The 26,070-nt window shown below is 59.4% G+C and carries 19 protein-coding genes, 4 tRNA genes and 1 riboswitch; of the genes, 18 read left to right on the top strand and 5 right to left on the bottom strand.

The genetic code is table 11. The annotated features are described in order from the left end of the window. The first annotated feature begins 17 nt into the window (after window positions 1-17). Both TX24_RS26285 and argR read left to right on the top strand, forming a co-directional pair. A complete protein-coding gene (locus TX24_RS26285; protein ID WP_003193620.1) occupies window positions 18-782 on the top strand; it encodes an ABC transporter ATP-binding protein in 765 nt (254 codons plus the stop codon). 245 nt (window positions 783-1,027) lie between these two features. After that, on the top strand, window positions 1,028-2,008 hold the full coding sequence (argR, locus tag TX24_RS26280; protein ID WP_003193618.1) for a transcriptional regulator ArgR: 981 nt from the start codon (window positions 1,028-1,030) through the stop codon (window positions 2,006-2,008). Window positions 2,009-2,015: 7 nt separating this feature from the next. Here the strand turns inward: argR and TX24_RS26275 are convergent, their stop codons facing one another. Next, the gene (locus TX24_RS26275) at window positions 2,016-7,064 is read right to left on the bottom strand and encodes a leucine-rich repeat domain-containing protein (protein WP_057711723.1); all 5,049 of its coding nucleotides are present in this window, start codon (window positions 7,062-7,064) and stop codon (window positions 2,016-2,018) included. A 301-nt stretch (window positions 7,065-7,365) separates the two neighbouring features. On the opposite strand from TX24_RS26275, the gene TX24_RS26270 reads away from it, so the two are divergent. From TX24_RS26270 to astE, 7 genes are all read left to right on the top strand, one after another. Further along, window positions 7,366-8,586 (top strand): aspartate aminotransferase family protein, encoded by a 1,221-nt coding sequence (locus TX24_RS26270; protein ID WP_034133577.1) that lies wholly within the window; start codon window positions 7,366-7,368, stop codon window positions 8,584-8,586. A gap of 212 nt (window positions 8,587-8,798) precedes the next feature. Beyond that, entirely contained in the window at window positions 8,799-9,818 is a 1,020-nt protein-coding gene (gene aruF / locus TX24_RS26265) for an arginine/ornithine succinyltransferase subunit alpha (protein ID WP_003175655.1), read from the top strand. 51 nt (window positions 9,819-9,869) lie between these two features. Continuing rightward, window positions 9,870-10,895 carry an arginine N-succinyltransferase gene (astA, locus tag TX24_RS26260; RefSeq protein ID WP_003193612.1) on the top strand — a complete coding sequence of 342 codons (1,026 nt, stop codon included), beginning with the start codon at window positions 9,870-9,872 and terminating at the stop codon, window positions 10,893-10,895. Continuing rightward, entirely contained in the window at window positions 10,892-12,361 is a 1,470-nt protein-coding gene (astD, locus tag TX24_RS26255; protein ID WP_167348433.1) for a succinylglutamate-semialdehyde dehydrogenase, read from the top strand. The genes astA and astD overlap by 4 nt, the downstream gene beginning before the upstream one ends. A gap of 189 nt (window positions 12,362-12,550) precedes the next feature. Further along, window positions 12,551-13,897, top strand: a complete 1,347-nt coding sequence (astB, locus tag TX24_RS26250; protein WP_003193608.1) for an N-succinylarginine dihydrolase — start codon at window positions 12,551-12,553, stop codon at window positions 13,895-13,897. Between the two features lie 26 nt (window positions 13,898-13,923). Continuing rightward, window positions 13,924-14,211, top strand: coding sequence for a hypothetical protein (locus TX24_RS26245; protein ID WP_003175651.1), 288 nt, complete (start codon window positions 13,924-13,926; stop codon window positions 14,209-14,211). A gap of 11 nt (window positions 14,212-14,222) precedes the next feature. Beyond that, complete coding sequence (gene astE, locus TX24_RS26240) at window positions 14,223-15,227, top strand: succinylglutamate desuccinylase (protein ID WP_003193606.1); 1,005 nt, start codon at window positions 14,223-14,225, stop codon at window positions 15,225-15,227. A gap of 116 nt (window positions 15,228-15,343) precedes the next feature. Here the strand turns inward: astE and TX24_RS26235 are convergent, their stop codons facing one another. Next, window positions 15,344-15,853: a 6,7-dimethyl-8-ribityllumazine synthase gene (locus tag TX24_RS26235; protein ID WP_003193604.1), complete on the bottom strand. Its 510-nt coding sequence runs from the start codon at window positions 15,851-15,853 to the stop codon at window positions 15,344-15,346. Between the two features lie 97 nt (window positions 15,854-15,950). Beyond that, window positions 15,951-16,120, bottom strand: a riboswitch (FMN riboswitch). Window positions 16,121-16,310: 190 nt separating this feature from the next. Between TX24_RS26235 and ltaE the strand changes: the two genes are divergently transcribed. The 8 genes from ltaE to mgtE all read left to right on the top strand — a co-directional run bounded on the left by ltaE (window position 16,311) and on the right by mgtE (window position 24,057). Beyond that, entirely contained in the window at window positions 16,311-17,315 is a 1,005-nt protein-coding gene (ltaE, locus tag TX24_RS26230) for a low-specificity L-threonine aldolase (RefSeq protein WP_057711721.1), read from the top strand. Window positions 17,316-17,461: 146 nt separating this feature from the next. Further along, a complete protein-coding gene (alaS, locus tag TX24_RS26225) occupies window positions 17,462-20,080 on the top strand; it encodes an alanine--tRNA ligase (RefSeq protein WP_003193596.1) in 2,619 nt (872 codons plus the stop codon). Window positions 20,081-20,174: 94 nt separating this feature from the next. Beyond that, the gene (locus tag TX24_RS26220) at window positions 20,175-21,416 is read left to right on the top strand and encodes an aspartate kinase (protein ID WP_003193595.1); all 1,242 of its coding nucleotides are present in this window, start codon (window positions 20,175-20,177) and stop codon (window positions 21,414-21,416) included. A 174-nt stretch (window positions 21,417-21,590) separates the two neighbouring features. Next, complete coding sequence (gene csrA / locus TX24_RS26215) at window positions 21,591-21,779, top strand: carbon storage regulator CsrA (RefSeq protein WP_003175645.1); 189 nt, start codon at window positions 21,591-21,593, stop codon at window positions 21,777-21,779. Between the two features lie 62 nt (window positions 21,780-21,841). Further along, a tRNA-Ser gene (locus TX24_RS26210) sits at window positions 21,842-21,932 on the top strand. Between the two features lie 108 nt (window positions 21,933-22,040). Continuing rightward, a tRNA-Arg gene (locus tag TX24_RS26205) sits at window positions 22,041-22,117 on the top strand. 72 nt (window positions 22,118-22,189) lie between these two features. Continuing rightward, window positions 22,190-22,266: transfer RNA gene (locus TX24_RS26200), tRNA-Arg, on the top strand. A gap of 348 nt (window positions 22,267-22,614) precedes the next feature. Then, entirely contained in the window at window positions 22,615-24,057 is a 1,443-nt protein-coding gene (mgtE, locus tag TX24_RS26195; protein WP_003193593.1) for a magnesium transporter, read from the top strand. Between the two features lie 101 nt (window positions 24,058-24,158). On the opposite strand, the gene TX24_RS26190 is transcribed toward mgtE, so the two are convergent. From TX24_RS26190 to TX24_RS26185, 3 genes are all read right to left on the bottom strand, one after another. Beyond that, window positions 24,159-24,485 carry an Arc family DNA-binding protein gene (locus tag TX24_RS26190; protein WP_003193592.1) on the bottom strand — a complete coding sequence of 109 codons (327 nt, stop codon included), beginning with the start codon at window positions 24,483-24,485 and terminating at the stop codon, window positions 24,159-24,161. Between the two features lie 390 nt (window positions 24,486-24,875). Continuing rightward, complete coding sequence (locus TX24_RS32665; RefSeq protein WP_003193590.1) at window positions 24,876-25,055, bottom strand: PA3371 family protein; 180 nt, start codon at window positions 25,053-25,055, stop codon at window positions 24,876-24,878. Window positions 25,056-25,066: 11 nt separating this feature from the next. Then, on the bottom strand, window positions 25,067-25,294 hold the full coding sequence (locus TX24_RS26185; protein ID WP_014719587.1) for a hypothetical protein: 228 nt from the start codon (window positions 25,292-25,294) through the stop codon (window positions 25,067-25,069). A gap of 324 nt (window positions 25,295-25,618) precedes the next feature. Here TX24_RS26185 and TX24_RS26180 point away from each other — a divergent pair. Beyond that, window positions 25,619-25,695: transfer RNA gene (locus TX24_RS26180), tRNA-Arg, on the top strand. Window positions 25,696-26,070: the final 375 nt, after the last annotated feature.

Below are 26,070 nucleotides of genomic sequence, written 5' to 3'. Positions count from 1 at the left end.
TTGTGAGAACCGACCGCATGTACAAGCTTGAAGTCCAAGACCTGCATAAACGCTATGGCAGTCATGAAGTGCTCAAGGGTGTATCCCTGGCAGCTGCCGCCGGTGATGTGATCAGCATCATCGGCTCCAGTGGTTCGGGCAAAAGTACCTTTTTGCGCTGCATCAACCTGCTCGAGCAACCCCACGCCGGCAAGATTCTGCTCAATAACGAAGAGCTCAAACTGGTCGCCAACAAAGACGGCGCCATGAAGGCCGCCGACCCCAAGCAGTTGCAGCGCATGCGTTCGCGCCTGTCCATGGTGTTCCAGCATTTCAACCTGTGGTCGCACATGACCGCGCTTGAAAACGTGATGGAAGCTCCGGTGCATGTGCTGGGCGTGTCGAAGAAAGAAGCCCGTGAAAAGGCCGAGCACTACCTGGCTAAAGTCGGTGTGGGTCATCGTAAGGATGCGTTCCCCGGCCATATGTCCGGTGGTGAGCAGCAACGCGTGGCGATTGCCCGCGCCCTGGCGATGGAACCGGAGGTGATGCTGTTCGACGAACCGACCTCGGCGCTCGACCCAGAGCTGGTAGGCGAAGTCCTCAAGGTGATGCAGGACCTGGCCCAGGAAGGCCGCACCATGGTGGTGGTGACTCACGAAATGGGCTTTGCCCGCGAAGTGTCGAACCAGTTGGTGTTTTTGCACAAAGGCGTGGTTGAAGAACGCGGCAACCCGCGGGAAGTGCTGGTGAACCCGCAGTCGGAACGTTTGCAGCAGTTCCTCTCTGGCAGTTTGAAATAATCAAGACTGCTTTTGTGCACCGCGATAGTGCATGCTCCGCAGTCTTGAGGTGAGCCCCGATCTCCTGTGGGAGCTGGCTTGCCTGCGATAGCGATGCATCAGTCAATGATGTGTTAACTGACCTACCGCTATCGCAGGCAAGCCAGCTCCCACTTTTGATCTCAGTTTGTTTTGGGATTTGTAGTTGATTACGGGCTAGCATTGGCCCATGCCTTCATCACTGTTTTCGCTTTGGATAGCACTCCATGACCGCCCACAAAATTGGTTTCCTGATTTGGCCCAGCACAAAAGCCCTTACGCTTGCGCTGGCTGAGGAGGCCTTGCGCGTTGCCCAGCGGGTGCATCCGGATGTGATCTACGAGCTGTCGTTTTTGCTCGCAGAGCCCGCCATCGAAGGTGCCTGGCAACTGCCGGGTGAGCCGTGGGCCGGTAAGCTGGAGGGCTTTCAGAAGCTGTTCCTGTTGGCCGACGAACCGCCGACGGTCATCGCTTCGCCACTGAGTTCCGCGCTCAAGCAGCTTGTTCGGGCGGGGTGTGTAATCGGCGGCTTGTCGGCGGGTGTGTACCCGCTGGCCCAGTTGGGCCTGCTCGATGGCTACCGCGCCGCCGTGCACTGGCGCTGGCAGGACGATTTCGCCGAGCGTTTCCCCAAGGTCATTGCCACCAGCCATCTATTTGACTGGGACCGCGATCGGCTCACCGCCTGCGGCGGCATGTCGGTACTCGACCTGCTGTTGGCGGTATTGGCCCGTGATCACGGCGCCGAGCTGGCCGGTGCGGTGTCCGAAGAGCTGGTGGTGGAGCGCATCCGTGAAGGCGGCGAGCGCCAGCGCATCCCGTTGCAAAACCGCCTGGGTTCCAGCCACCCGAAGCTGACCCAGGCGGTTTTGCTGATGGAGGCCAATATCGAAGAGCCGCTGACCACTGACGAAATCGCCCAACATGTGTGCGTATCGCGACGACAGCTTGAACGGATTTTCAAGCAATACCTCAACCGCGTTCCCAGCCAGTACTACCTGGAGTTGCGCCTGAACAAGGCGCGCCAGATGCTGATGCAAACCAGCAAGTCGATCATCCAGATCGGCTTGTCGTGCGGCTTCTCCTCGGGGCCGCACTTCTCCAGCGCCTACCGCAATTTCTTCGGCGCCACCCCTCGCGAAGACCGTAACCAGCGGCGCAGCAGCAGCCCGTTCGAGTTGTCGTCGGTGCCCTCCGAGCGCGGTTGAGCTGCGCTCAGGGTTCGTTGTCTGTTTCGGATGAAGTCGGGGAGCTTGAGCCGGAGTCGTCTGGCGCGGGCTGTCGAGCTTGGGCTACATCGAAATCCACTGCCATGCGGTTGTAATAGCGACGCAGGAGAGCAAGCGCCGCAGGTGAGAATGCGTTGTCGCTCAGGTCAAAACCAGCCGCTGAGTCCGGGTCCACTTCAAGCAGATCCGTAGGCAGTTCGGTGATGCGGTTATCGCTCAGATTCAGTTGGGTGAGTGACGTCAGATTGAACACCCCGTGCGGCACTTCGGTAAGCCCTGCGTTCTCCATCATCAGGGTCTCCAGGCTGGACATTTTGCTGACGTCGGGCGTCAGCGCCAGCGGGTTATCGCTCAGGTCCAGGTATTCCAGGGTGTGCAGGTCGCTCAAGGCGGCGACACTGTCGGCGGTCAGGCGCAGATTGCATTGGGTCAGGCTGAGTGTGGTCAACTTGGGCAGCTTGAAGACGCCGGCGGGAATGTCTTGCAGGGCATAGCGGTGGATCAGCAGGCTTTCCAGATTGGGGAAGCGTTCAAGAAAACCGTCGGGTATCGAGGTGGTTTCCTGGGCCCTTAGGTCCAGCTTGGAAATATGCTTGAAATCCACATTCAGTTTGGGCAGGTCGCCCAACAGCGGCGACGCCAACGCCATTTGATGAGATTGTGTCAGCGGGTCATGGCTCAAATCCAGGCTGGTTTCACGTCGCCAGCCTTGCTCCAGCAGGCCGCTGACTTCCCCTCGGATAAGTTGCTGCTGTACGCGAGCCTGTTCGTCCATGGGCAGGTCCGTGAAGGGGTAGCGTTCAGGCACATCCACGACCCATTCCTGCAGGTCGGCTTGCAAGCGTTCGTAGTCGGCCTTGAGGCGCACGAGAATTGCCATCGAATCATCCAGCCCGCCCGGCAGCCTGAAGATAAATTGATTGGCCTCGGGAGCGTTGTAGGTCGGGTAAAGCGCCTGGACCAGGCGAACCTCCTCTGGATTGGCTTGGACGCCAAAATGTTCCCCGGTGCTCTGACAGTAGGTTTTTATCCGTTCCAGGGTTGCGCGCGTCAACGGGTTGCCGGAAAGATCGTAGGCCTTGGCAGCGCTGGCGGGCAACGAATACAGGGCTTCTGGCAGCCTGCGCAGGTTATTGTGGCTGAGATTGGCGTTGGCCAGCCGAGGCCGATTGAGCAGGCCTGTGGGAAAGACGGAAATACTGCAGTGGCTCAGGTTGAGTGTCCGCAGGTTGGCCATGTTTTCGAAATTGGGCGCCAGCACCAGCGGGTTGTTGGACAGGTCAAGGGTATGCAGTTCGGTCAGGTTGGCCAGGGCTGCACGGGTTGGGGTGGTCAGGTTGAGTGCGCAGCCGCGCAGTGCCAGCGCGTTAAGGTGGGTCAATGCACTGATTTCCCCGGGCAGTGTGCTGAGGGTAATGTCGCTGATGGCCAGTCGGCGCAATCCGGGGAAGTGTGCCAGGAAGCCCGGCGTGCCGCGGGTGGTCAAGTAGCCCTGGAATTCCAGGGTGGTGATGTGCCCAAGGCGGGTATCGAGTGCTGGCAGTTCGCCGTAAATGGGCTGATTGAGTTGCAGCAGGTGACCGTTGTCATAAGCGGGGTCCATGGGGGTGTTGTGGCGCCAGGCGCCGATCAGTTTTTGTGACCAGAGAAAGCGATTTTGCTGTTCTGCAGCAATCTGCGAGCGGTTCAGTGGCAGGTCTGTACCCACAAAGGTCTGCGGCACGTTCTGCTGCCATGTCCGCAGGTTGGTTTCCAGTTGTGAGAACTCATTCTTCAGAAATCGAAGGGTACCCAAAGGCGTGCCGGGATCGTTATGCATGGCGGCGAGTACGGCCGTCAACTCGCCGGTGCTCAGTTGCGGGTACAGCTCATGCAACCGAGTCTCCAGCGAGGCATCATCGCTGCTGCCAGCGGTGACCGGGTTGGCGTCGTAGCCTTCCATGCCGCCGGGCAGGCGCATGAATGTCGGGTCATAGGGCGGTTTGAGCAGCGGAACTTCGGCCAGCAGAACGCCAAGTTCGTCACGTGCCAATGTGTGTTGGCGCAAGGTTTCTCTCAGGTGTGGGCCTTGGCCTATCTGCATAGCCAGTGCGTCGCGCTGTGCATCGGGGAGTGCCTGGAGCACGGCGGTGTAGAAATCGGTTTCGCCAAGCAGGGAGCCCGTACTGTCTTCGGGAATGTAAGCGCCTTCGATGGTGCGTAGCAGCAGGCGTTGGATGGGCGCCTGGGCGGGGCCGATGGCGTCGCGCAGGTGGCCGTCGCGCTTGAAGTCGCGAACTTCCAGGCGCACCTGTGGCGACCAGCCCGGCAGTTTTTCCAGGGAGTGCAGGGCGAGTCGATGGGTGTCGCCGCTCTCCAGCGCGGCCATGTACAGGCCTTCATAGGCCCGGCTGATTCTGACCTGATGGGCCGCCCAGCGTGCGCGTTCGACCAGGTGCGAAGGCAGCGTGCCCTGGTCGATGTCGAGCAGGTCCTGGCCGTTGGCACTGAGCAGGACTTCTTCGGCCGCGCTGACGGGCAGGCCCGGTGTGCTGTCGATGACCTTTTGCACGCGTGCATCGGTGGTCAGTTCCAGGCCTCGATAGCGCGCGTCGAACATCGAAGCGCGTTTATCCTCGGCCCTGCGTGCCAGCTGTTTGCGCAGCTTGGCGGCACGCACATGCAGTTGGGTGATCGGGGTGCCGAAGTCTTCCTCCAGCAAAGTCTTGCGCTCTGACTCGTCGAGGGTTTCCAGCAGGGTCTTGAGCAGGTCGCCGTTGTTCATCTGTGCTTCATGAATTTGCGCCACCGCCGCATTTTCCCAGCCTGGGTGTTCCCATACGGTTTCGCCTTTGGCATTCAGAAAGCGCAGGGTCTTGGATTCTGGCCACAGGCCGGTCTGGCTGAGCAGCCAGAGTTGGGTCTGCGTGTCGGCCTTTGAATAAACCTGCGGGTCGTCGCTGTTCATCTGGTCGATGAAGTCTTGAAGTTGCTGGTCGATATGGATGCGCTTGAGGCTGTCGGCCAGCAAGGGCGGTGGCGGTTGGCGGTCCATGTAGAGTTTGCGCAAGGCGCCATCGTCTGTGCTGCTGATGCGTTGCGCCTGTTCCAGGCCGGTTTCGCTGAGTGCGTTGGCGGGCTCGCCGAGTCTGCGCAACAAGGTGCTGCGATGCCATGTCAGCGGGTGATCCAGTGGGGTTATCCAGGCGCCTTTGCCATTGCCGATAACGGGCGGTTGGTAGGCATTCACGTGGCTTGGGTGCGCCAGCACGGCGTTGCCCGCTTGTTGCTTGACGGCAAAGTGTTGCCCTTCAAGGGGTAGGATCTGTTTGTCCCCATAGGCATGCAATCCATCGGCTTTGGGGCGTGAGGCGGCGGGCAACTGAAGGTCGTGGGCGTAGGGGCTCAGGTCCGGGTTCCACAGGCGCGTTTTGCCGTCGTCCGAGGTGACCGGATGCAGGCGCTCGAAAAACGCCCAGACTTCCCGAGGCAGTGCCTGGCGTAGCAGCCCTTCGGCAATCGGTGCGCCGACCGCGAACATACCCAATTGCACCATTTGCTCCAGGATCGACATCAGGTGCCCGAACGCTTGGCGCTTGAGGCCCTCGGCCCAATCAATGATGCCTTCGAACACGTCGTCGAGCAGTTGATAGGCGGTGTAGCCGAGCATCAGCAGGCCGAGGGGGGGAATGAACGGCGTGGCGATGAAAGCGGCGATTTCGAGCAGGGTTTTGCCGATTTTTGCCACGATGTCCCAACGTTGCCAGCGTGCCTTACTGTCGGCGTCGGCGGTGGACACGGCAATGTTGTGCGCGTCATTGAGCAGCCTGTTGAGTTTGCTTTCATAGAGGTGTTCGTACAGCTCGCCCGTGATTTTCGTCGCGTGCAACTGCAGCTTGGGATTGGCCACAGGTTCGGCGCGCCAGGTCGGCCTGGGGTCGCCGGGGAGGGGGTGATGCCAGGTAATCTGGGACAAGCGGTTATGCAGGTTGGCAAAGAAATTGGCGCGGTGCTCGTGGCTTATAAAGCGGCTAAAGAATGCCTGGTAATCGGCATCGCGCAATTTGCCGGTCAGGTCTTGAATGAATGCGATGCCATCGCGGTAATACTTGAGCGGTGCCTGTGGGTCGCCGGGAATGTACGCCACCACGGGCACTGCGCTGTGGTGCAGTTCCAGGTCTGCGGCGAACAGCACAATGCCGGCCAGTGGTGCGCCCATCAGGCTCAGCTCGTGGCTGAGCAGCGTCTTGCCGTCGAGCGTCAGGCCGCTGATGCCTTTGAGTTGGGCCTGGAGCGTGCGTAACACCCGCTCGCTGCCGTCCTTTTTCAGGCGCGCCAGGTGTACGGCAGTTTGGGCCTCGGCTTTGAGACTCTCGATGACAGTGCTGCGCAGCGAAGCCTTGCGTTTGGCATCTTTGAAGCCGAAAAATGTCTTGAGGTAGTTCTGGTATTGCGCACCGATGTCCAGTTCACGGCACAGCCTGACGAAGGTCTGGATGCTGACTTTGCTGTTCACTGAGGGCAGGGTGTCGAATTGCCCGGTGGCGGTGGGTTGGGTAATGAAGCTGGAGTCTGCGGTGAAGGCAGCTTTCTCGCTCTCTGCTGCGTCGAAGTTATGCAGTGCGGCGTCCACCAACGACACGGTCCAGACTTTGACGCCGCCAGTTTCTATGGGAAACAGCGGGATCGTCAGGGGCGCATACAGGCGCAGATGGGTGGTGCTGACATCGATGTCCACGCCCCAGCGGGTCTTGAGCGCCTGTTGCAAAAGCGGTGCGGCGAAGGCTTGCGGTGTCTTGAGGTCGGCCAGTGCCGTGTCCACTTTGCTTTGCGCGGTCCAACTCTGCTCCACCGCCTGCTTGAGGGGCGCGTGTTGCTGGCGGCTGGCGTCGGCCTGCCAGTTGGCAATGTCCAGTGGTGCATTCTTCAAGGCTTGGCGCTTGTCATCCGAGGCGCTTGCCAGCCAGGCCGGCAGGCGTGTGTGAAACCCAGCAGGTACTTGGGTGGCGGCGACTGCGAGGCGTTGGCTGATTGTCGTGGGGTAGGGCGTGGGCACGGGGCTGATCCTTCAGTGGGGGCGAGTCACTGTCATCACAGCAAGCCTGATGGGTTCGCGGGCAGCAGATAGTTAAGGCATTAGGCGAAAATCAGCGGGCCGTGCCTCTGCCTCTCACTGAGCGCAGCGTTTACACTGCGCCATTGCGACGCAATATGTCGCATTGCCGTAAACCCGCCTAAAACCGGGGTTGGCGCTATAAGAAGTTGTCGCTTGGCGACAAGGTGGCGCTGAAAACTGTCCTTACAATCCCTGCATCGCTTGCCAGTTCCAGGCAGGCGTTCCTCTTCAGGAGACTCCGATGTCCGTTGAGCAAGCCCCGGTGCAACGCGCCGATTTCGACCAAGTGATGGTGCCCAACTACGCACCTGCTGCCTTTATCCCCGTGCGTGGCGCAGGTTCGCGCGTATGGGACCAGGCCGGTCGCGAGCTGATCGACTTTGCCGGCGGCATCGCGGTCAACGTATTGGGCCACGCGCACCCGGCGCTGGTCGGTGCACTGACCGAACAGGCCAACACGCTGTGGCACGTCTCCAACGTGTTCACCAATGAGCCGGCCCTGCGCCTGGCTCACAAGCTGATCGACGCCACCTTTGCCGAGCGCGTGTTCTTCTGCAACTCTGGCGCCGAAGCCAACGAGGCCGCCTTCAAGCTGGCCCGTCGCGTGGCGTTCGACCGTTTTGGCAGCGAGAAGTACGAGATCATCGCCGCGCTGAACAGCTTCCATGGCCGTACCCTGTTCACCGTCAACGTCGGTGGCCAGTCGAAGTACTCCGATGGTTTCGGGCCTAAAATTACCGGCATCACCCACGTTCCTTATAACGACCTGGCTGCGCTGAAGGCCGCTGTGTCGGATAAGACCTGCGCGGTGGTGCTGGAGCCTATCCAGGGCGAAGGCGGTGTACTGCCGGCTGAGCTGGCTTACCTGCAAGGCGCCCGTGAGCTGTGCGACGCCCACGACGCGCTGCTGGTATTCGACGAAGTGCAAACCGGCATGGGCCGCACCGGCCACCTGTTTGCCTACCAGCATTACGGTGTGACGCCAGACATCCTCACCAGCGCCAAAAGCCTGGGCGGCGGCTTCCCGATTGCGGCGATGCTCACCCGTGAAGACTTGGCCAAGCACTTGGTGGTCGGCACCCACGGCACCACCTACGGCGGCAACCCGCTGGCGTGTGCGGTAGCTGAAGCGGTGATCGACGTGATCAACACCCCAGAAGTGCTGGCGGGTGTGAATGCCAAGCACGACCTGTTCAAGGCGCGCCTGGAGCAGATCGGTAAGCAGTACGGCATCTTCACCCAAGTGCGTGGCATGGGCCTGCTGATCGGTTGCGTGTTGAGCGATGCGTTCAAAGGCAAGGCCAAGGACGTGTTCAACGCGGCCGAGAAAGAGAACTTGATGATCCTGCAAGCCGGCCCCGACGTGGTGCGTTTTGCACCGAGCCTGGTGGTGGAAGAGGCGGACATCAACGAAGGCCTGGATCGTTTTGAGCGTGCTGTGAAGACGTTGACGCAAGCCTGATAGCGACACATTTTATTGGCCGGACCTGAACAAATGTGGGAGCTGGCTTGCCTGCGATAGCATCACCTCGGTGCCGTTGATAGACCGAGTTGCCTGTATCGCAGGCAAGCCAGCTCCCACATGGATCTGCTGACACATTGAGACCGATGTGTATCCAGGGCCCGTGTCCGGCATTTTTTCCTCTGTGAGTTTTCGAGTTAAGGAGTGACACCATGCTGGTGATGCGCCCCGCGCAAATGGCTGATCTGGGCGAGGTACAGCGTCTGGCTGCGGACAGCCCGATTGGTGTCACCTCCTTGCCGGATGATGTGGAACGCCTGAGCGACAAGATCGCGGCCAGCGAAGCGTCCTTCGCCGCCGAGGTGAGTTTCAACGGTGAAGAGAGCTATTTCTTCGTGCTGGAAGACACCGAGACCGGCAAGCTCGCCGGCTGCTCGGCCATCGTGGCCTCGGCCGGTTACTCCGAGCCGTTCTATAGCTTTCGTAACGAAACCTTCGTGCACGCCTCCCGCGAGCTGAAGATCCACAACAAGATCCATGTGCTTTCCCAGTGCCACGACCTTACCGGCAACAGCCTGCTCACCAGCTTCTATGTGGTGCCGGAACTGGTCGGTTCGCCGTGGTCGGAACTCAATTCCCGTGGCCGCCTGCTTTTTGTTGCCAGCCATCCCGAGCGCTTTGCCGACTCGGTGGTGACCGAGATTGTCGGCTACAGCGACGAGAACGGTGACTCGCCGTTCTGGGATGCCATCGGCCGCAACTTCTTCGACCTCAACTACGCCGCCGCCGAGCGCCTGTGCGGGCTGAAAAGCCGTACCTTCCTCGCCGAGCTGATGCCGCACTATCCGATCTACGTGCCGCTGCTGCCGGACGAAGCGCAAGAGGCCATGGGCCAGGTGCACCCGCGTGCGCAAATCACCTTCGACATCCTCATGCGTGAAGGCTTCGAAACTGACCATTACATCGACATCTTCGACGGTGGCCCGACGCTGCACGCCCGGGTCTCGGGCATTCGCTCGATCGCCCAGAGCCGCGTAGTGCCGGTGAAGATCGGTGAGATGGTCAAGGGCGTTGGCCGCCAGTACCTGGTGAGCAACGCGCAGTTGCAGGATTACCGTGCGGTGATGCTGGAGCTGGACTACGCGCCCGGCAAACCGGTGACCCTGGACCTGGCGGCCGCCGAAGCGCTGGGTGTTGGCGAAGGCGCCAGCGTGCGCCTGGTTGCGGTTTAAAAAGAGAGTTTCGCGGGTGGCTGACAACAGCGGCCCGTTCGAGGAGATAGCATGATCGTTCGTCCCGTACGCAGCAGCGATTTACCGGCCCTGATTGATCTGGCGCGCAGCACTGGCACCGGCCTTACCACCTTGCCGGCCAACGAAGAGCGCCTGACCCACCGGGTGGGCTGGGCAGAAAAAACCTTTCGCGGCGAAGCCGGGCGCGGCGATGCCGACTACCTGTTCGTGCTGGAAAACGACGAAGGCCGCGTGGTGGGAATTTCTGCCATCGCTGGCGCCGTTGGCCTGCGCGAGCCGTGGTACAACTTCCGGGTGGGGCTGACCGTCAGCGCGTCCCAGGAACTGAATATCTACCGTGAGATTCCGACGCTGTTCCTGGCTAACGACCTCACCGGTAATTCCGAATTGTGCTCGTTGTTCCTCCACGCCGATTACCGCAACGGCCTTAACGGTCGCATGCTGGCCAAGGCGCGCATGTTGTTTATCGCCGAGTTCCCGCAACTGTTCGGCAACAAGATCATTGCCGAAATGCGCGGGGTGTCCAACGACGCCGGGCGTTCGCCGTTTTGGGAAAGCCTGGGCCGGCACTTCTTCAAGATGGAGTTCAGCCAGGCCGACTACCTCACCGGCGTGGGCAACAAGGCATTTATCGCTGAGCTGATGCCCAAGTTTCCGCTGTACAGCTGCTTTCTCTCCGAAGACGCGCGCAATGTGATCGGCAAGGTCCACCCGGACACCGAGCCGGCCCTGAGCATGCTCAAGAGCGAAGGCTTCAGCTACCAGGGCTATGTGGATATTTTCGACGCAGGCCCGGCGGTGGAATGTGAAACCAGCAAGATCCGTGCGGTGCGCGACAGCCAGTCACTGGTGTTGGCCATCGGCACGCCGGGGGACGATGCCACGCCGTTCCTGATCCATAACCGCAAGCGCGAGGAATGCCGTATCACCGCCGCTCCGGCCCGGCTGGCGGCAGGCACCCTGGTGGTCGATCCACAGACTGCCAAGCGCCTGCAACTGGTGGTGGGTGATCAAGTGCGTGCTGTTGCGTTGTCTGCTGCTCGGGAGTCGAAATAATGAATTCGCTGTATATCGCAGGTAGCTGGCTGGCTGGCCAGGGTGAACTGTTTGAATCGCGCAACCCGGTGACCCAGCAAGTGCTGTGGGCCGGCAATGGCGCCAGCGCCGAACAGGTCGAATCCGCCGTGCAGGCTGCGCGCCAGGCATTCCCGGGGTGGGCCAAGCGCCCGCTCGAAGAACGCATCAGCGTGCTGGAGACCTTCGCCGCCACGCTTAAAAGCCGTGCCGATGAAATCGCCCGCTGCATTGGCGAAGAAACCGGCAAGCCCCTGTGGGAGTCGGCCACTGAAGTTACCAGCATGGCCAACAAGATCGCGATCTCGGTACAAAGCTACCGCGAACGTACCGGCGAGAAGAGCGGCCCCCTGGGCGACGCCACCGCTGTGTTGCGCCACAAACCCCACGGTGTGGTGGCGGTGTTCGGCCCTTACAATTTCCCTGGGCACTTGCCCAATGGGCACATCGTCCCGGCGTTGCTGGCGGGTAACACCGTGCTGTTCAAGCCGAGCGAACTGACCCCCAAGGTCGCCGAGCTGACCGTACAGTGCTGGGTCGAAGCCGGGTTGCCGGCGGGCGTGCTGAACCTGCTGCAAGGCGCGCGGGAAACCGGCATCGCCCTGGCGGCCAACCCAGGCATCGATGGCCTGTTCTTCACTGGTTCCAGCCGCACCGGCAACCACTTGCACCAGCAATTCTCAGGGCGCCCGGACAAGATCCTGGCCCTGGAAATGGGCGGTAATAACCCGCTGGTCGTGGACGAAGTCGCCGACGTGGATGCGGCGGTGTACACCATCATCCAGTCGGCGTTTATCTCGGCAGGCCAGCGTTGCACCTGTGCCCGCCGCTTGCTGGTGCCTGAAGGCGCCTGGGGCGATGCCTTGCTGGCGCGCCTGGTGGCGGTGAGTGCGAGCATTGAAGTGGGTGCTTTCGACCAGCAACCGGCGCCGTTCATGGGCTCGGTGATCTCCCTTGCTGCGGCCAAATCCCTGATGCAAGCCCAGGAACTGATGTTGGCCAATGGCGCCGTGGCGCTGCTGGAGATGACCCAGCCTCAGGCTCAGGCGGCATTGCTGACCCCTGGCATCATCGACGTAACCGCTGTGACGGAACGTGAAGACGAAGAGCTGTTTGGCCCGTTGCTGCAGGTGATCCGCTACGCGGATTTTGCCGGCGCCATCGCTGAGGCCAACAACACCCAGTACGGCCTGGCCGCTGGCCTGTTGTCGGATTCCGAAGCGCGTTACCAGCAGTTCTGGCTGGAAAGCCGCGCCGGTATCGTCAACTGGAACAAACAGCTGACCGGCGCCGCCAGTACCGCGCCGTTCGGTGGTGTCGGGGCGTCGGGTAATCATCGCGCCAGTGCCTATTACGCGGCGGATTATTGCGCGTACCCGGTGGCGTCGCTGGAGACGCCGAGCTTGGTCGTGCCAGCCACGCTGACCCCCGGCATAACGCTGAAGTAAGGGTGACACCGATCTAATGTGGGAGCTGGCTTGTCGGATCGCCGCATCGCTGCGATGGCATCACCTCGGTTTGGCTGAAAGACCGAGTCGACTGCATCGCAGGCAAGCCAGCTCCCACACTGGGTCGGGTTAACAGATATAGACCTGCAGTTGATGCCTATAAAAACAGATGTTCGTGGAGCCTCGCCGATGAAATCCTGTGAAGTCAATTTTGACGGTCTAGTGGGGCCGACCCATAACTACGGCGGTTTGTCCTTCGGCAACGTCGCGTCCCAAAGCAACAGCCAGCAGTCTTCCAACCCGAAGGAAGCGGCGTTGCAGGGCCTGCAGAAAATGAAAGCCCTGATGGACATGGGTTTTGTGCAAGGTGTATTGGCGCCCCAGGAACGCCCGGATGTGGCCGCCTTGCGCAGCTTGGGTTTCAGCGGCACCGACGCCCAGGTGATCGAGCAGGCGGCCAAGCAGGCCATGCCGTTGCTGGTAGCGAGCTGCTCGGCTTCCAGCATGTGGGTAGCCAACGCCGCCACCGTCAGCCCAAGCGCCGACACCGCAGACGGCCGCGTGCATTTCACTGCCGCCAACCTCAATTGCAAATACCACCGCAGCATCGAACACCCCACCACCAGCCGCGTGCTGGGGGCGATGTTCGCCGATGGCAAGCACTTCGCTCACCACGCCGCCTTGCCGGCCGTCGCGCAATTTGGCGATGAAGGCGCGGCCAACCACACGCGTTTCTGCCGTGAGTACGGCGAGGCGGGCGTCGAGTTTTTCGTGTTCGGCCGTAGTGCTTTCGACCCTCGTTACCCGGCCCCGCAGAAGTACCCGGCGCGCCAGACCCTCGAAGCCTCCCAGGCCGTTGCGCGCCTGCATGGCTTGAAGGATGACGGTGTGGTCTACGCCCAGCAGAACCCGGCGGTGATCGATGCGGGTGTGTTCCACAACGATGTGATCGCGGTGGGCAACGGTGAAGTGCTGTTCTATCACGAGGATGCGTTCCTCAACACCGAACAGATGCTCGCCGAACTGCACGGCAAGCTGGGCAAGTTGGGCGGCAACTTCCAATCGGTGTGTGTGCCCCGCGCGTTGGTCAGTGTCGAGGACGCGGTGCGTTCCTACCTGTTCAACAGCCAGTTACTGACTCGTCCTGACGGTTCGATGCTGCTGATCGTGCCGGAAGAGTGCCGCGCCAATGAGCGTGTGTGGCAGTACCTGCAAGGTTTGACCGCTGCCGGCGGGTTGATCCGCGAAGTCAAGGTCTTCGACCTCAAGCAAAGCATGCAGAACGGCGGCGGGCCGGCGTGCCTGCGCCTGCGTGTGGCGTTGAACGAAACCGAGCTGGCGGCCGTGAACCCAGGGGTTATCATGACCGCGCCGTTGTACGAAACCCTGACCCAGTGGGTGGGCAAGCACTACCGCGACAGCCTGCGCGAAACCGACCTGGCTGACCCGCAGTTACTGCTTGAGTGCCGGACGGCACTGGATGAACTGACGCAAATCCTTAAACTGGGCTCGGTTTATCCTTTCCAGATCAATTAATGCCACACGGCTGAGATATTTTATTTATGACCGACACCCTGAAACTCATCCTTGAAGACACCGACGGCACCCAGCTGGAAACCTCCTGCACCCGCGTCGCCGTGGTCTGGCAGGGCAAGGAGATCTGGATCCAGCACGATGGCCGCGGCCAACTGCTGATTGGCGTGGACGTAGAAGAAGGCGACGCCGAGTACGCCAACCTGCTGATGCGCCCATTGGCCACCAACCTGATGAGCCTGCAACTGGAAATGGAACCGGCCGACGTTGAAGGTGACGACGACGATCACGTCCACGGCCCAGGCTGCAACCACTAAGGAAGCTGCTTATGCTCGCCCTCGGCAAACTGCTTGAACTGACCCTCGCCGGTCGTGAACCGGCGCAAAAAATTCAACTGACTGTCGACGGCGTGCAGATGCGCTGGCTCAGCGAAGGCGCGCTTGAAGTGCGTCCTCCTGAAGCTTTGGACAACGGCAGCGACTTGCTGCTGTCGTCCGGCATCCATGGCAACGAAACCGCGCCGATCGAACTGCTCGACCGTCTGTTGCATGGCATCGCCCGTGGGGAGATCAAGCCCCGCACCCGTATTCTGTTCCTGTTCGGTAATACCGAGGCCATGCGCCGCGGTGAGCGTTACCTCGAACTGGACGTCAACCGGCTGTTCAACGGCCGTCATGAACAAAACATCGGCCCCGAAGCGATGCGCGCCGCTGAGCTTGAGCAATTGGCCCGCAGCTTTTTCAGCCAGCCTGGCCGCTCGCGCCTGCATTACGACCTGCATACCGCGATTCGTGGTTCGAAAATCGAGCAGTTCGCGTTGTACCCGTGGAAGCAAGACCGACAGCATTCGCGCCGTGAGCTGGAGCGCTTGAACGCGGCCGGCATGCAGGCGGTGCTGCTGCAGAACAAAACCTCGATTACCTTCACCGCGTTTACCTATGAGCAACTCGGCGCCGAGGCGTTCACCCTGGAGTTGGGCAAGGCGCGCCCGTTCGGGCAGAACGACGGTGTAAACGTGTCGCGCCTGGAAGCGCGTCTGAAGCAGATCATCGAGGGTAACGAGCCTGAGACCGGCAACCTCGACGGCCTGCAACTCTTCGCCGTTGCGCGGGAAGTGATCAAGCACAGCGACGCCTTCCTGATGCACCTGCCCGCAGATGTGGAAAACTTTTCAGAATTGGAAAAGGGCTACCTGCTGGCCGAAGACGTGGCCAAGACCCGTTGGGTGATCGAGGAGGAGGGCGCCCGCATTATCTTCCCCAACCCTAAGGTGAGGAACGGCTTGCGCGCCGGGATACTGATCGTGCCCACCACGGATGCCGGCCTGGCCTGAGAGCCAAGTCTGGCTCGGTCCAATGTGGGAGCTGGCTTGCCTGCGATAGCATCACCTAGGTATCACTGATACACCCAGGTGTCTGCATCGCAGGCAAGCCAGCTCCCACACTGAATTTAGACCGCTACCGCACGCGGCTCGCTACGACGGATCGCGCGCACCTTGTGCAGCGTATCGGCGCAGGTGCGCGCCGCTTCCTGGCCCTTGTGCACGAAGTGCTCGTAGAAGAACGTGGTGTGCTCGCTACCGGCATGGAAGTGATGCGGCGTCAGGGACACCGAGAACACCGGCACTTCAGTCTCCAACTGCACTTGCATCAGGCCGCTGACCACCGATTGCGCGACGAATTCGTGGCGGTAGATACCACCGTCCACCACCAGCGCGGCAGCGACGATGCCGGCGTAGCGGCCGGTCTTGGCCAGCAGCTTGGCGTGCAGGGGCATTTCAAAGGCGCCGCCGACTTCGAAGAAGTCGATGTCCGATTCCTGATAGCCCTGAGCGATCATTTCGGCGAGGAAGCCTTTGCGCGATTGGTCGACAATATCCTTGTGCCAGCAGGCCTGGATAAACGCGACGCGCTCGCCGTGATGGTTTTTGCTTTTGCTGTCGATTGCGGTGGGTTGCATGTTCTGACTCCTGTTTAAGAAAAAAACAGGGCGTTATGAATCGAATGGGATTTAAGGGTACGCATGCGCAAACAGGCGCGCGGCCCTTAGGTGCCAATCCCGTTCTCTCTTCATCCGGACTATGACCGTCGGCCCCGGGATCACACCGGGTCTGCTGACCTTGTCGCCGTCCTGCCTGAGCAGTTCGAGGCGCCAAGCGCTCGCGGGCTATGCACATTGCGTGCAATTACCGCCGGTGGGGAATTGCACCCCGCCCTGAGAACGTTGCCGCCAGAACCCTGGCGGCGCAGAGTTTTTAACATGGTTTTTCAAAAACTGCACGGTTGCCGTCTCGATAACTTATATCGGTTTGTTTGGTTGGTATTCGAATGAATGTAATTGGGGCTTGATATTCCGTGGCTTTGCCCGCAGTAATCACACACAAAAGGACTTATCCATTCCGTTAGAGGCCCCCTTGATGACCGTGATCGACCTGCGCAGCGACACCGTGACCCAACCCACCCCCGGCATGCTCGACGCGATGGCCAGCGCCGTCAGTGGCGATGATGTTTACGGCGAAGATCCCAGCGTTAATCGCCTGGAGGCCGAACTGGCCCAGCGCCTGGGCTTTGCCGCGGCGCTGTTCGTACCCACCGGCACCATGAGCAACCTGCTGGCGTTGATGGCTCACTGTGAGCGCGGCGAGGAATACATCGTCGGCCAGCAGGCCCACACCTACAAATACGAAGGCGGCGGCGCGGCGGTGCTGGGGTCGATCCAGCCGCAGCCCCTGGAAGTCCAAGCCGATGGCTCCCTTGATCTGAACCAGGTGCTTGAAGCCATCAAGCCCGACGACTTCCACTTCGCCCGCACACGCCTGCTGGCGCTGGAAAACACCATGCAGGGCAAAGTGCTGCCGCTGGATTACCTGGCCAAGGCCCGTGCATTTACCCACGAGCATGGCCTGGCCCTGCACCTGGATGGTGCGCGCCTCTACAACGCGGCGGTCAAGCAGGGCGTGGATGCGCGAGAAATCGCCCAGCATTTCGATTCGGTGTCGGTGTGCCTGTCCAAGGGCCTCGGCGCGCCGGTCGGCTCGGTGCTGTGTGGCTCGACGGCGCTGATCGCCAAGGCTCGGCGCTTGCGCAAGATGGTCGGCGGCGGCATGCGCCAGGCCGGCTCCCTGGCGGCAGCGGGGCTGTATGCGCTGGATCATCAAGTGCAGCGCCTGGCTGACGACCATGCCAACGCCCAATGGCTGGGTGATGAGTTACGCAAGGCCGGCTACAGCGTCGAGCCGGTGCAGACCAATATGGTGTATGTGCAGGTAGGCGATCAGGCGCAGGCGCTGAAGGCCTTTGCGGCCGAGCGTGGGGTCAAGTTGAGCGCCGCGCCGCGCTTGCGCATGGTCACCCATCTGGATGTGAGCCGGGCGCAGATCGAGCAAGTGCTGCAGACATTCGTCGCGTTTTCGCAGAAATGACAGTGCAGGCCGTCTAATTGACTGTTTCTATCACATAAACACGCTGTACCACCGGCAAAGGGCCGATATAATGCGGCCCTTTGCCGTCGCTCCGTCTGATGATGTTGCGCACTGGCCTTTGGCCGCAGCCTCCGTGGAAGAACCTAATGAAAAGCGCAGAAATCCGTGAAGCCTTCCTTCGCTTCTTCGAAGAGCAAGGTCACACCCGTGTAGCCTCCAGCTCCTTGATCCCAGGCAATGACCCAACCCTGCTGTTCACTAACGCGGGGATGAACCAGTTCAAGGACTGCTTCCTGGGCCAGGAAAAGCGCGCCTACACCCGCGCCACCAGCAGCCAGAAGTGCGTACGCGCCGGCGGCAAGAACAGCGACCTGGAAAACGTCGGCTACACCGCCCGTCACCACACCTTTTTCGAGATGCTGGGTAACTTCAGCTTCGGCGACTATTTCAAGAAAGACGCGATCACGTTCGCCTGGACCTTCCTCACCGGCGTGCTGAAGCTGCCCAAGGAAAAACTCTGGGTCACCGTGTACGCGACGGACGATGAAGCGTATGACATCTGGACCCAGCAAATCGGTGTACCTGCCGAACGCATGATCCGTATCGGCGACAACAAAGGTGCGCCTTACGCCTCCGATAACTTCTGGACCATGGGCGATACCGGCCCTTGCGGCCCGTGCACCGAGATTTTCTACGATCACGGCGACGATATCTGGGGTGGCCCGCCAGGCTCGCCAGAAGAAGACGGCGACCGTTACATCGAGATCTGGAACAACGTGTTCATGCAGTTCAACCGCACCGCCGATGGTGTGTTGCATCCGCTGCCGGCACCGTCGGTGGACACCGGCATGGGCCTGGAGCGGATCAGTGCGGTGATGCAGCACGTTCACTCCAACTACGAAATCGACCTGTTCACCAACCTGCTGAGCGCTTCGGCGGCGGCCATTGGCTGTGCCAATGAAGGCCAGTCTTCGCTCAAGGTCGTGTCGGACCACATCCGTTCCTGCGGTTTCCTGATCGCCGACGGCGTGCTGCCGTCCAACGAAGGCCGTGGCTACGTGCTGCGTCGCATCATCCGTCGCGCGTGCCGCCACGGTAACAAGCTGGGCGCTACCGGCAGCTTCTTCTACAAGATCGTGGCCGCACTGGTTGCCGAGATGGGCGATGCCTTCCCGGAACTCAAGCAACAGCAAAGCAACATCGAGCGTGTGCTCAAGGCTGAAGAAGAGCAATTCTCCAAGACCCTGGAGCACGGCCTGAAGATTCTGGAACAGGACCTGGCTGAGCTCAAAGGCACCGTGGTGCCGGGTGATGTGGTGTTCAAGCTGTACGACACCTATGGTTTCCCGATGGACCTGACCGCCGACATCGCCCGCGAGCGTGAGTTGACCGTCGACGAAGCCGGTTTCGAGCGTGAAATGGAAGCCCAGCGCGTGCGTGCACGTTCGGCCAGCTCCTTTGGCCTGGACTACAACACCCTGGTCAAGGTCGACGTACCGACCGAGTTCACCGGCTACAAGGCCACTGCGGGCTCGGCCAAGATCATCGCCATCTATAAAGACGGCAAGTCGGTCGACGTGTTGAGCGAAGGTGAAGAGGCGGTTGTGGTGCTGGACCAGACGCCGTTCTATGCCGAGTCGGGTGGCCAGATTGGCGATTGCGGTTTCCTGAGCTCGACATCCGGTCGTTTTGATGTGCGCGACACCACCAAGACCGGCGGGGCTTTCCTGCATCACGGTGTGCTGGTGCTGGGCAACTTGACCGTGGGTGCGCCGGTAGACACCCAGGTCGACGCTGACGTAAGGCATGCCACCGCGTTGAACCACTCGGCGACTCACTTGCTGCATGCCGCGCTGCGCCAGGTACTGGGCGAGCACGTGCAGCAAAAAGGTTCGTTGGTGGACAGCCAGCGCCTGCGTTTTGACTTCAGCCACTTTGAAGCGATCAAGCCTGAGCAGATCAAGGCTCTGGAAGACATCGTCAACGCCGAGATTCGCAAGAACACCCCGGTTGAAACCGAAGAAACCGATATCGAGACCGCCAGGAACAAAGGCGCCATGGCGCTGTTTGGCGAGAAGTACGGCGACGAAGTCCGCGTGCTGAGCATGGGCGGCAGCTTCTCGGTAGAGCTGTGTGGTGGCATCCACGCCAACCGCACCGGCGATATCGGCCTGCTGAAGATCATCAGCGAAGGCGGTGTGGCCTCGGGCGTGCGTCGTATTGAGGCGGTGACCGGTGCTGCGGCCCTGGCTTACCTCAATGCAGCCGAAGAACAACTCAAGGAAGCAGCCGGCCTGGTCAAGGGCAGCCGCGACAACCTGATCGACAAGCTGTCCGCCGTGCTGGAGCGCAACCGTGCGCTGGAGAAACAGCTGGAGCAGTTGCAGGCCAAGGCGGCCAGCGCTGCGGGCGATGACCTGTCGGCCGCGGCGGTGGACGTCAAGGACGTAAAAGTCCTGGCAGCGCGCCTGGACGGCCAGGATGGCAAGGCGCTGTTGGCCTTGGTCGATCAGTTGAAGAACAAGCTCGGCCGCGCAGTGATCCTGCTCGGCAGTGTCCATGAGGATAAGGTCGTTCTGGTTGCTGGTGTAACCAAGGACCTGACTGGCCAACTCAAAGCCGGTGATTTGATGAAACAGGCCGCTGCGACAGTAGGCGGCAAGGGCGGTGGTCGTCCGGACATGGCGCAAGGCGGTGGTGTCGATGCCGCAGCCCTGGACGCGGCGCTGGCCTTGACCGTGCCATTTGTCGAGGCAGGTATTTAAGGCACTGTTAACCGGCCCGTGGTCTAGTCACGGGCTTGTTCAGTGCGGGTGGATTGATATTAGGCGCCCCTTTACGGGCTGAGGCGGCTTGGAAATGGCTTTGATCGTACAGAAATTTGGAGGCACCTCGGTCGGTTCTGTCGAAAGAATCGAGCAGGTCGCCGACAAGGTTAAGAAGTTCCGCGATGCCGGTGATGACCTGGTAGTGGTGCTGTCGGCCATGAGTGGCGAGACTAATCGCCTGATCGATCTGGCCAAGGCCATCAGTGGTGATCAACAGCCGCTGCCGCGTGAGCTGGATGTGATCGTCTCCACGGGCGAGCAGGTGACCATTGCGCTGTTGGCCATGGCGCTGAACAAGCGTGGCGTGCCAGCGGTGTCCTACACTGGTAGCCAGGTGCGCATCCTTACAGACAGCGCACATACCAAGGCGCGGATCCTGCAAATTGATGATCAGAAAATTCGTACTGATCTGAAAGCAGGGCGCGTGGTAGTTGTAGCGGGTTTCCAGGGCGTGGATGAACACGGCAACATCACCACGCTCGGTCGTGGCGGTTCGGACACCACCGGTGTGGCCCTGGCGGCAGCGCTCAAGGCTGACGAATGCCAGATCTATACCGATGTGGATGGCGTCTACACCACTGATCCACGCGTGGTGCCAGTGGCCCAGCGCCTGGACAAGATCACCTTTGAAGAAATGCTGGAAATGGCCAGCCTTGGTTCCAAGGTGTTGCAGATTCGCGCGGTGGAGTTCGCCGGCAAGTACAACGTTCCGCTGCGCGTATTGCACAGCTTCAAGGAGGGTCCGGGCACCCTCATTACTATTGATGAAGAGGAATCCATGGAACAGCCGATCATTTCCGGCATCGCTTTCAATCGCGATGAAGCCAAGCTGACGATCCGTGGCGTGCCAGACACCCCGGGCGTGGCTTTCAAGATTCTGGGCCCTGTCAGCGATGCGAATGTTGAAGTCGACATGATCGTGCAGAACGTTTCGCACGATAACACCACCGATTTCACCTTCACTGTGCACCGCAACGAATACGATGCGGCATTGAAAATCCTGCAGAACACGGCGAGCGAGATTGGCGCCCGTGAAGTGGTCGGCGATACCAAGATTGCCAAGGTGTCGATCGTAGGGGTGGGCATGCGTTCCCATGCTGGGGTTGCCAGCCGTATGTTCGGGGCCCTTGCCAAGGAGGGTATCAACATCCAGATGATTTCCACCTCGGAAATCAAAGTCTCGGTAGTGCTCGAAGAGAAGTACCTGGAACTGGCTGTACGCGCGCTGCACACAGCTTTTGAGCTGGATGCTCCGGCCCGACAGGGCGAGTAATGCGTTGCCAGGAAGGCGCGGTTTACCGCGCCTTTCATTTTTTTGTGGGGTACATGGTCTTTTGCATGGGCTCGACAATACTTAGCGAGTAGGGCTACGACCTTTTGGTTGTAGGTTGAATGCTTTTTTTTTGCAGACTGTTGTTCCTGAACTGAAATGCGTGAGGTGAAAGGTATGCTGATTCTGACTCGTCGTTGCGCAGAAAGCCTGATTATCGGTGATGGCGAAATCACCGTGACCGTGCTCGGCGTCAAAGGCAATCAAGTACGTATTGGGGTTAATGCTCCGAAAGAGGTGGCGGTCCACCGCGAGGAAATCTACCTGCGGATCAAGAAAGAGAAGGACGAAGAACCAAGCCTTTAATTTTTATCGTTTTTTATGTTTGCAAACGGGGAGGAACGTGGTTAATATACGCCCCGTGTTGCGGAGAGCTGGCCGAGTGGCCGAAGGCGCTCCCCTGCTAAGGGAGTACACCTCAAAAGGGTGTCGGGGGTTCGAATCCCCCGTTCTCCGCCATTATTTGCTTAGTACGTTGCAATCTGGTTTTTTCGGTAAGTTGTTGAAAATACTCGAAAAAATAGCTTTACATAGAGATTGAACGGCCTATAATGCGCGGCAACAAATGCACTCGTAGCTCAGCTGGATAGAGTACTCGGCTACGAACCGAGCGGTCACAGGTTCGAATCCTGTCGAGTGCACCATTTAAGAGTTAGTTGCAGCGATGCAGGTAGCTTGGCTCCAACCAGTTGTGATCTGGTCTAAAAACACAATCTGCACTCGTAGCTCAGCTGGATAGAGTACTCGGCTACGAACCGAGCGGTCACAGGTTCGAATCCTGTCGAGTGCACCATACAAACAAAAAGCCCGCCTAGTGCGGGCTTTTTGCCGTCTGGGGTTTGTGTAGCTTTTATCCGGCGTTCTCCTTTTTCTCCCTCCTCATGTGTTTTCCCCTGCGCCTGCGTCGTCGCAGTTCATAGATGCAGCCAATACTGAGCTTTGGCGTGCAAGCGCTTGTTCTTTCCAGTTTTTTAACGTTTAAAACGTCCGGGCGGTGTATCATGCGCCCGTCAGCCCCGCCGGGGCTTGTGGAATACCTCCATGGACTTACCCAGTAGTTACTCAGTACCCCGTTTTACCAATCATGAATTGACTGATTGATCCTTCCGGCGTGCCCCGCTGCTGGGAGTGGAGTTCGCCTATGACCGAAGTAGAAGTAAAGAAAACACAAGAAAGCCTGCAGGATCGTCTGGCTCAAGTTATCGAGCTGCTGCAGCGCCAGCGCGTGGTCGAAGACCTCACGCACCGCCAGGAAGGTCCGAACCACGACCGCGTCGAAAACCTGGTTCACCGGCAAAACCTCGTCGAGTTGCAACGCAAGCTCGATGACCTGCACTCCGCCGACGTCGCCTATATTCTTGAAGCCTTGCCGCTGGATGATCGACTGACCCTGTGGCAGTTGGTCAAGGCTGATCGCGACGGTGACATCCTGCTGGAAGTATCGGACTCGGTGCGTGAAACGCTCATCGCCGACATGGATGACCACGAGCTCCTGGCTGCCGCCAAGGAGATGGATGCGGACGAGCTTGCTGACCTGGCACCTGAGCTGCCCCGTGATGTTGTCCATGAGTTGATGGAGGCGCTCGATACGCAGCAGCGTGAGCGTGTGCGTTCCGCGCTGTCGTACGACGAGGATCAGGTCGGCGCCCTGATGGACTTCGAGATGGTCACCATTCGCGAAGACGTCAGCCTGGAAGTGGTGTTGCGTTACCTGCGCCGTCTAAAAGAATTGCCCGGCCACACCGACAAATTGTTTGTGGTCGACTATGAGGGGATCCTCAAGGGCGTTTTGCCGATCAAGCGCCTGCTGGTCAATGATCCGGAGAAGAAAGTTGCTGACCTGATGGCCAGCGATACCGTGAGCTTCCATCCGGACGAAGATGCCTACGACGCGGCCCAGGCGTTCGAGCGTTACGACTTGATCTCGGCTCCGGTGGTGGATAAGAACGGCAAGTTGATCGGTCGTCTGACCATCGATGAAATCGTCGACTTGATCCGTGAGGAAAGTGAAACCGAAGTCCTCAACATGGCGGGTTTGCGTGAAGAGGAAGATATTTTCGCGTCGGTCTGGCGTTCACTGCATAACCGCTGGGCCTGGCTGGCTATTAATCTGATTACCGCGTTTATCGCTTCTCGCGTGATCGGGTTGTTTGAAGGCTCCATCGAGAAGCTGGTGGCCTTGGCGGCGTTGATGCCGATTGTGGCGGGCATTGGCGGGAACTCCGGGAACCAGACCATCACCATGATCGTGCGCGCAATGGCGCTGGACCAGGTCAGTACGGCCAATTCCTCGCGGCTGTTGCGCAAGGAGCTGGCTGTTGGCCTCATCAACGGATTGGTGTGGGGCGGCGTGATTGGCGTGGTGGCCTACTTGCTCTACGGCAGTTGGTCCCTGGGCGTGGTAATGACTGCGGCCATGACCCTTAACCTGTTGCTGGCGGCCTTGATGGGGGTATTGATTCCCATGACCTTGGCGCGTCTAGGTCGCGATCCCGCCATGGGTGCCAGTGTGATGATCACGGCCATGACTGACAGTGGTGGTTTCTTTATCTTCCTGGGCCTGGCAACGATCTTTCTGCTCTGACCCTTCCAGCGGGGGCAAACCTGCCCTCGCTTTGCTTCTTATTCCCAAATTCCAGGCAAAAAAAAGCCAGCACATGGCTGGCTTCGGCTTTCAGGTGTCAATCAATTGGCTTCTGCGGCCGCCTCCACGTCATGCGCGATAAGCGAGACGAGAGCATTTTGCTGGCGGTGGGAGAGCTGACGAAAACGCTGCAGCAGTTCGCGTTCGTGCAGTGACAGCTCGGGGCTGTCCAGGCGCATGCTCAACTCTTCACCCAAGGCACCTTCCTGAATAAGGCTTTGTTCCAGGCGTGCGATGATTTCGGAGTTCATGCTGCGGTGATGATTGCGAGCCACCTCGGCAATGCGTTCCCGCATTCCGTCTGGCAGACGTACGACGAATTTGTCAGCCGTACGGCTGGAATAAATTGCCTGTTTCAATGGGCGCATATATTTAACCGGTTAGTTCAGGGGAGCGGTTTCTGGAATTGGCCGCAAGATGAGTGTTAAGACAAGGCTCACGACCAAAGTTCAACCCGAATTGCAAAGAGGCCGCATCATGCCTCAGATTTGACATTTCATTGGCGTCAATTCTGTGACAAATATTGAACCGCCTACAGGCTTTATGCCAGTACTGATTTGCGTTTTTGCGGACTGGTTAGAAAAAATCCTGTGACTGCAGCGAAGCTCGTCAATCTTCGCTCAAGCCTATACGGCATCTGGGTTGAAGGGCGCCTGTCCTACAGCGATATGGCCTTTTGCCCTCAAGCTGAAGGTTAGTAGCTGTTCGCCTATTTACGAGTGCCAGGCGACATAAGGTAGGGGAGGGAGATGGGGGGATTAGCGCAGGAGCGGATCGAATTTGATTCGGCGACCCTTGATGAGCGTCAGTACCAGTAGGCTGCCCAGCACGGCGCTGGCGACGAAGGCTAGGGTTTGAGTTTGTTGTGATGTAGCTCCCAGGCCTAGCGCAACAGATAGGAGCGTCAGGCACAGAAACAACCAGGCAGATTTCGACATGAATAGTGTTCTCAGAAAACCCAGTGCTCGGCCGCTGGCGCTGATTGTGTATCTTGGGTCAGGCGGATGGGAGACTGGGGGTTTGCAGTCATCAGTGCCAACTGAGGGCGCTGTTGCAGGTGGTGGGGAATGGCTTGGCTGATTTGCGCGCCGTCTTCAGTACTGGTCGGCTGAAAATGAAACGTCACCACCGTAGCCAGTGCCACAGCGTTCAGTGCTAGTAGAAGGGCGCTGTTCATCATCATAGTCTCCACGGTGCCTGGAACGATTGGTTTTGTGTTTATGACTTTGCAGATGTCGTGCCAATCTATTATTCCAATAAAAACAACGAGTTAAGTTTGTTTTTTGAGGGCGCAGGGTTGCAGTTTGCAATGATGGCATATTGGTGCAGTGCAATTTGCACGATGACGGTGAAAGTCGTGGCATGCTGAATGAGGCTATGAACGTACGCGCAAGGATTGGCCTACAGTCAAAATGCCAACGGACGACATGACAAAACCAGCCTCGGCCGTTAAGATGCACGCCGTCTGTCGCAAGCCCTTCAGGGTAAGCGTTTGGCATTTGTCCCAGTAGCTCAATTGGATAGAGCATCCCCCTCCTAAGGGGAAGGTTGGCCGTTCGAACCGGCCCTGGGACACCATCTCTGTAAAGCTATCCCCTCCTGGTATTTGTCGGTCTCAACAACAGTCATCCTTGTTCCTCGCTTGTGCGGGATCCCGCCGCGCTTCTTTCGGTTGTGATCCAGATGCATTGGCGTGGGTGGGGATAATTCGCGTCCCTAGGTTGTGCGCTCCTTCTATATAGAGAGGCGGTGGGTACCCTGGTTTTTATAGGCGAGTAAGTGTTTCGCTTTTTTTAAGATAAGGGGGTTGACGTTCATGGCGATCCCTGTAGAATTCGCCTCCCGCTTACGAGAGATCGCAAGCGCAAGTGGTTGAAGTTGTTGAAGAAATCTTCGAAAACTTCTGAAAATAACCACTTGACAGCAAATGAGGCTGCTGTAGAATGCGCGCCT

The sequence above is a fragment of the Pseudomonas lactis genome, assembly GCF_001439845.1.
Lineage (GTDB): Bacteria > Pseudomonadota > Gammaproteobacteria > Pseudomonadales > Pseudomonadaceae > Aquipseudomonas > Aquipseudomonas lactis.
The sequence above is the reverse complement of the archived record's forward strand: the minus strand, read 5'-3'. Positions and strand labels throughout refer to the sequence as shown.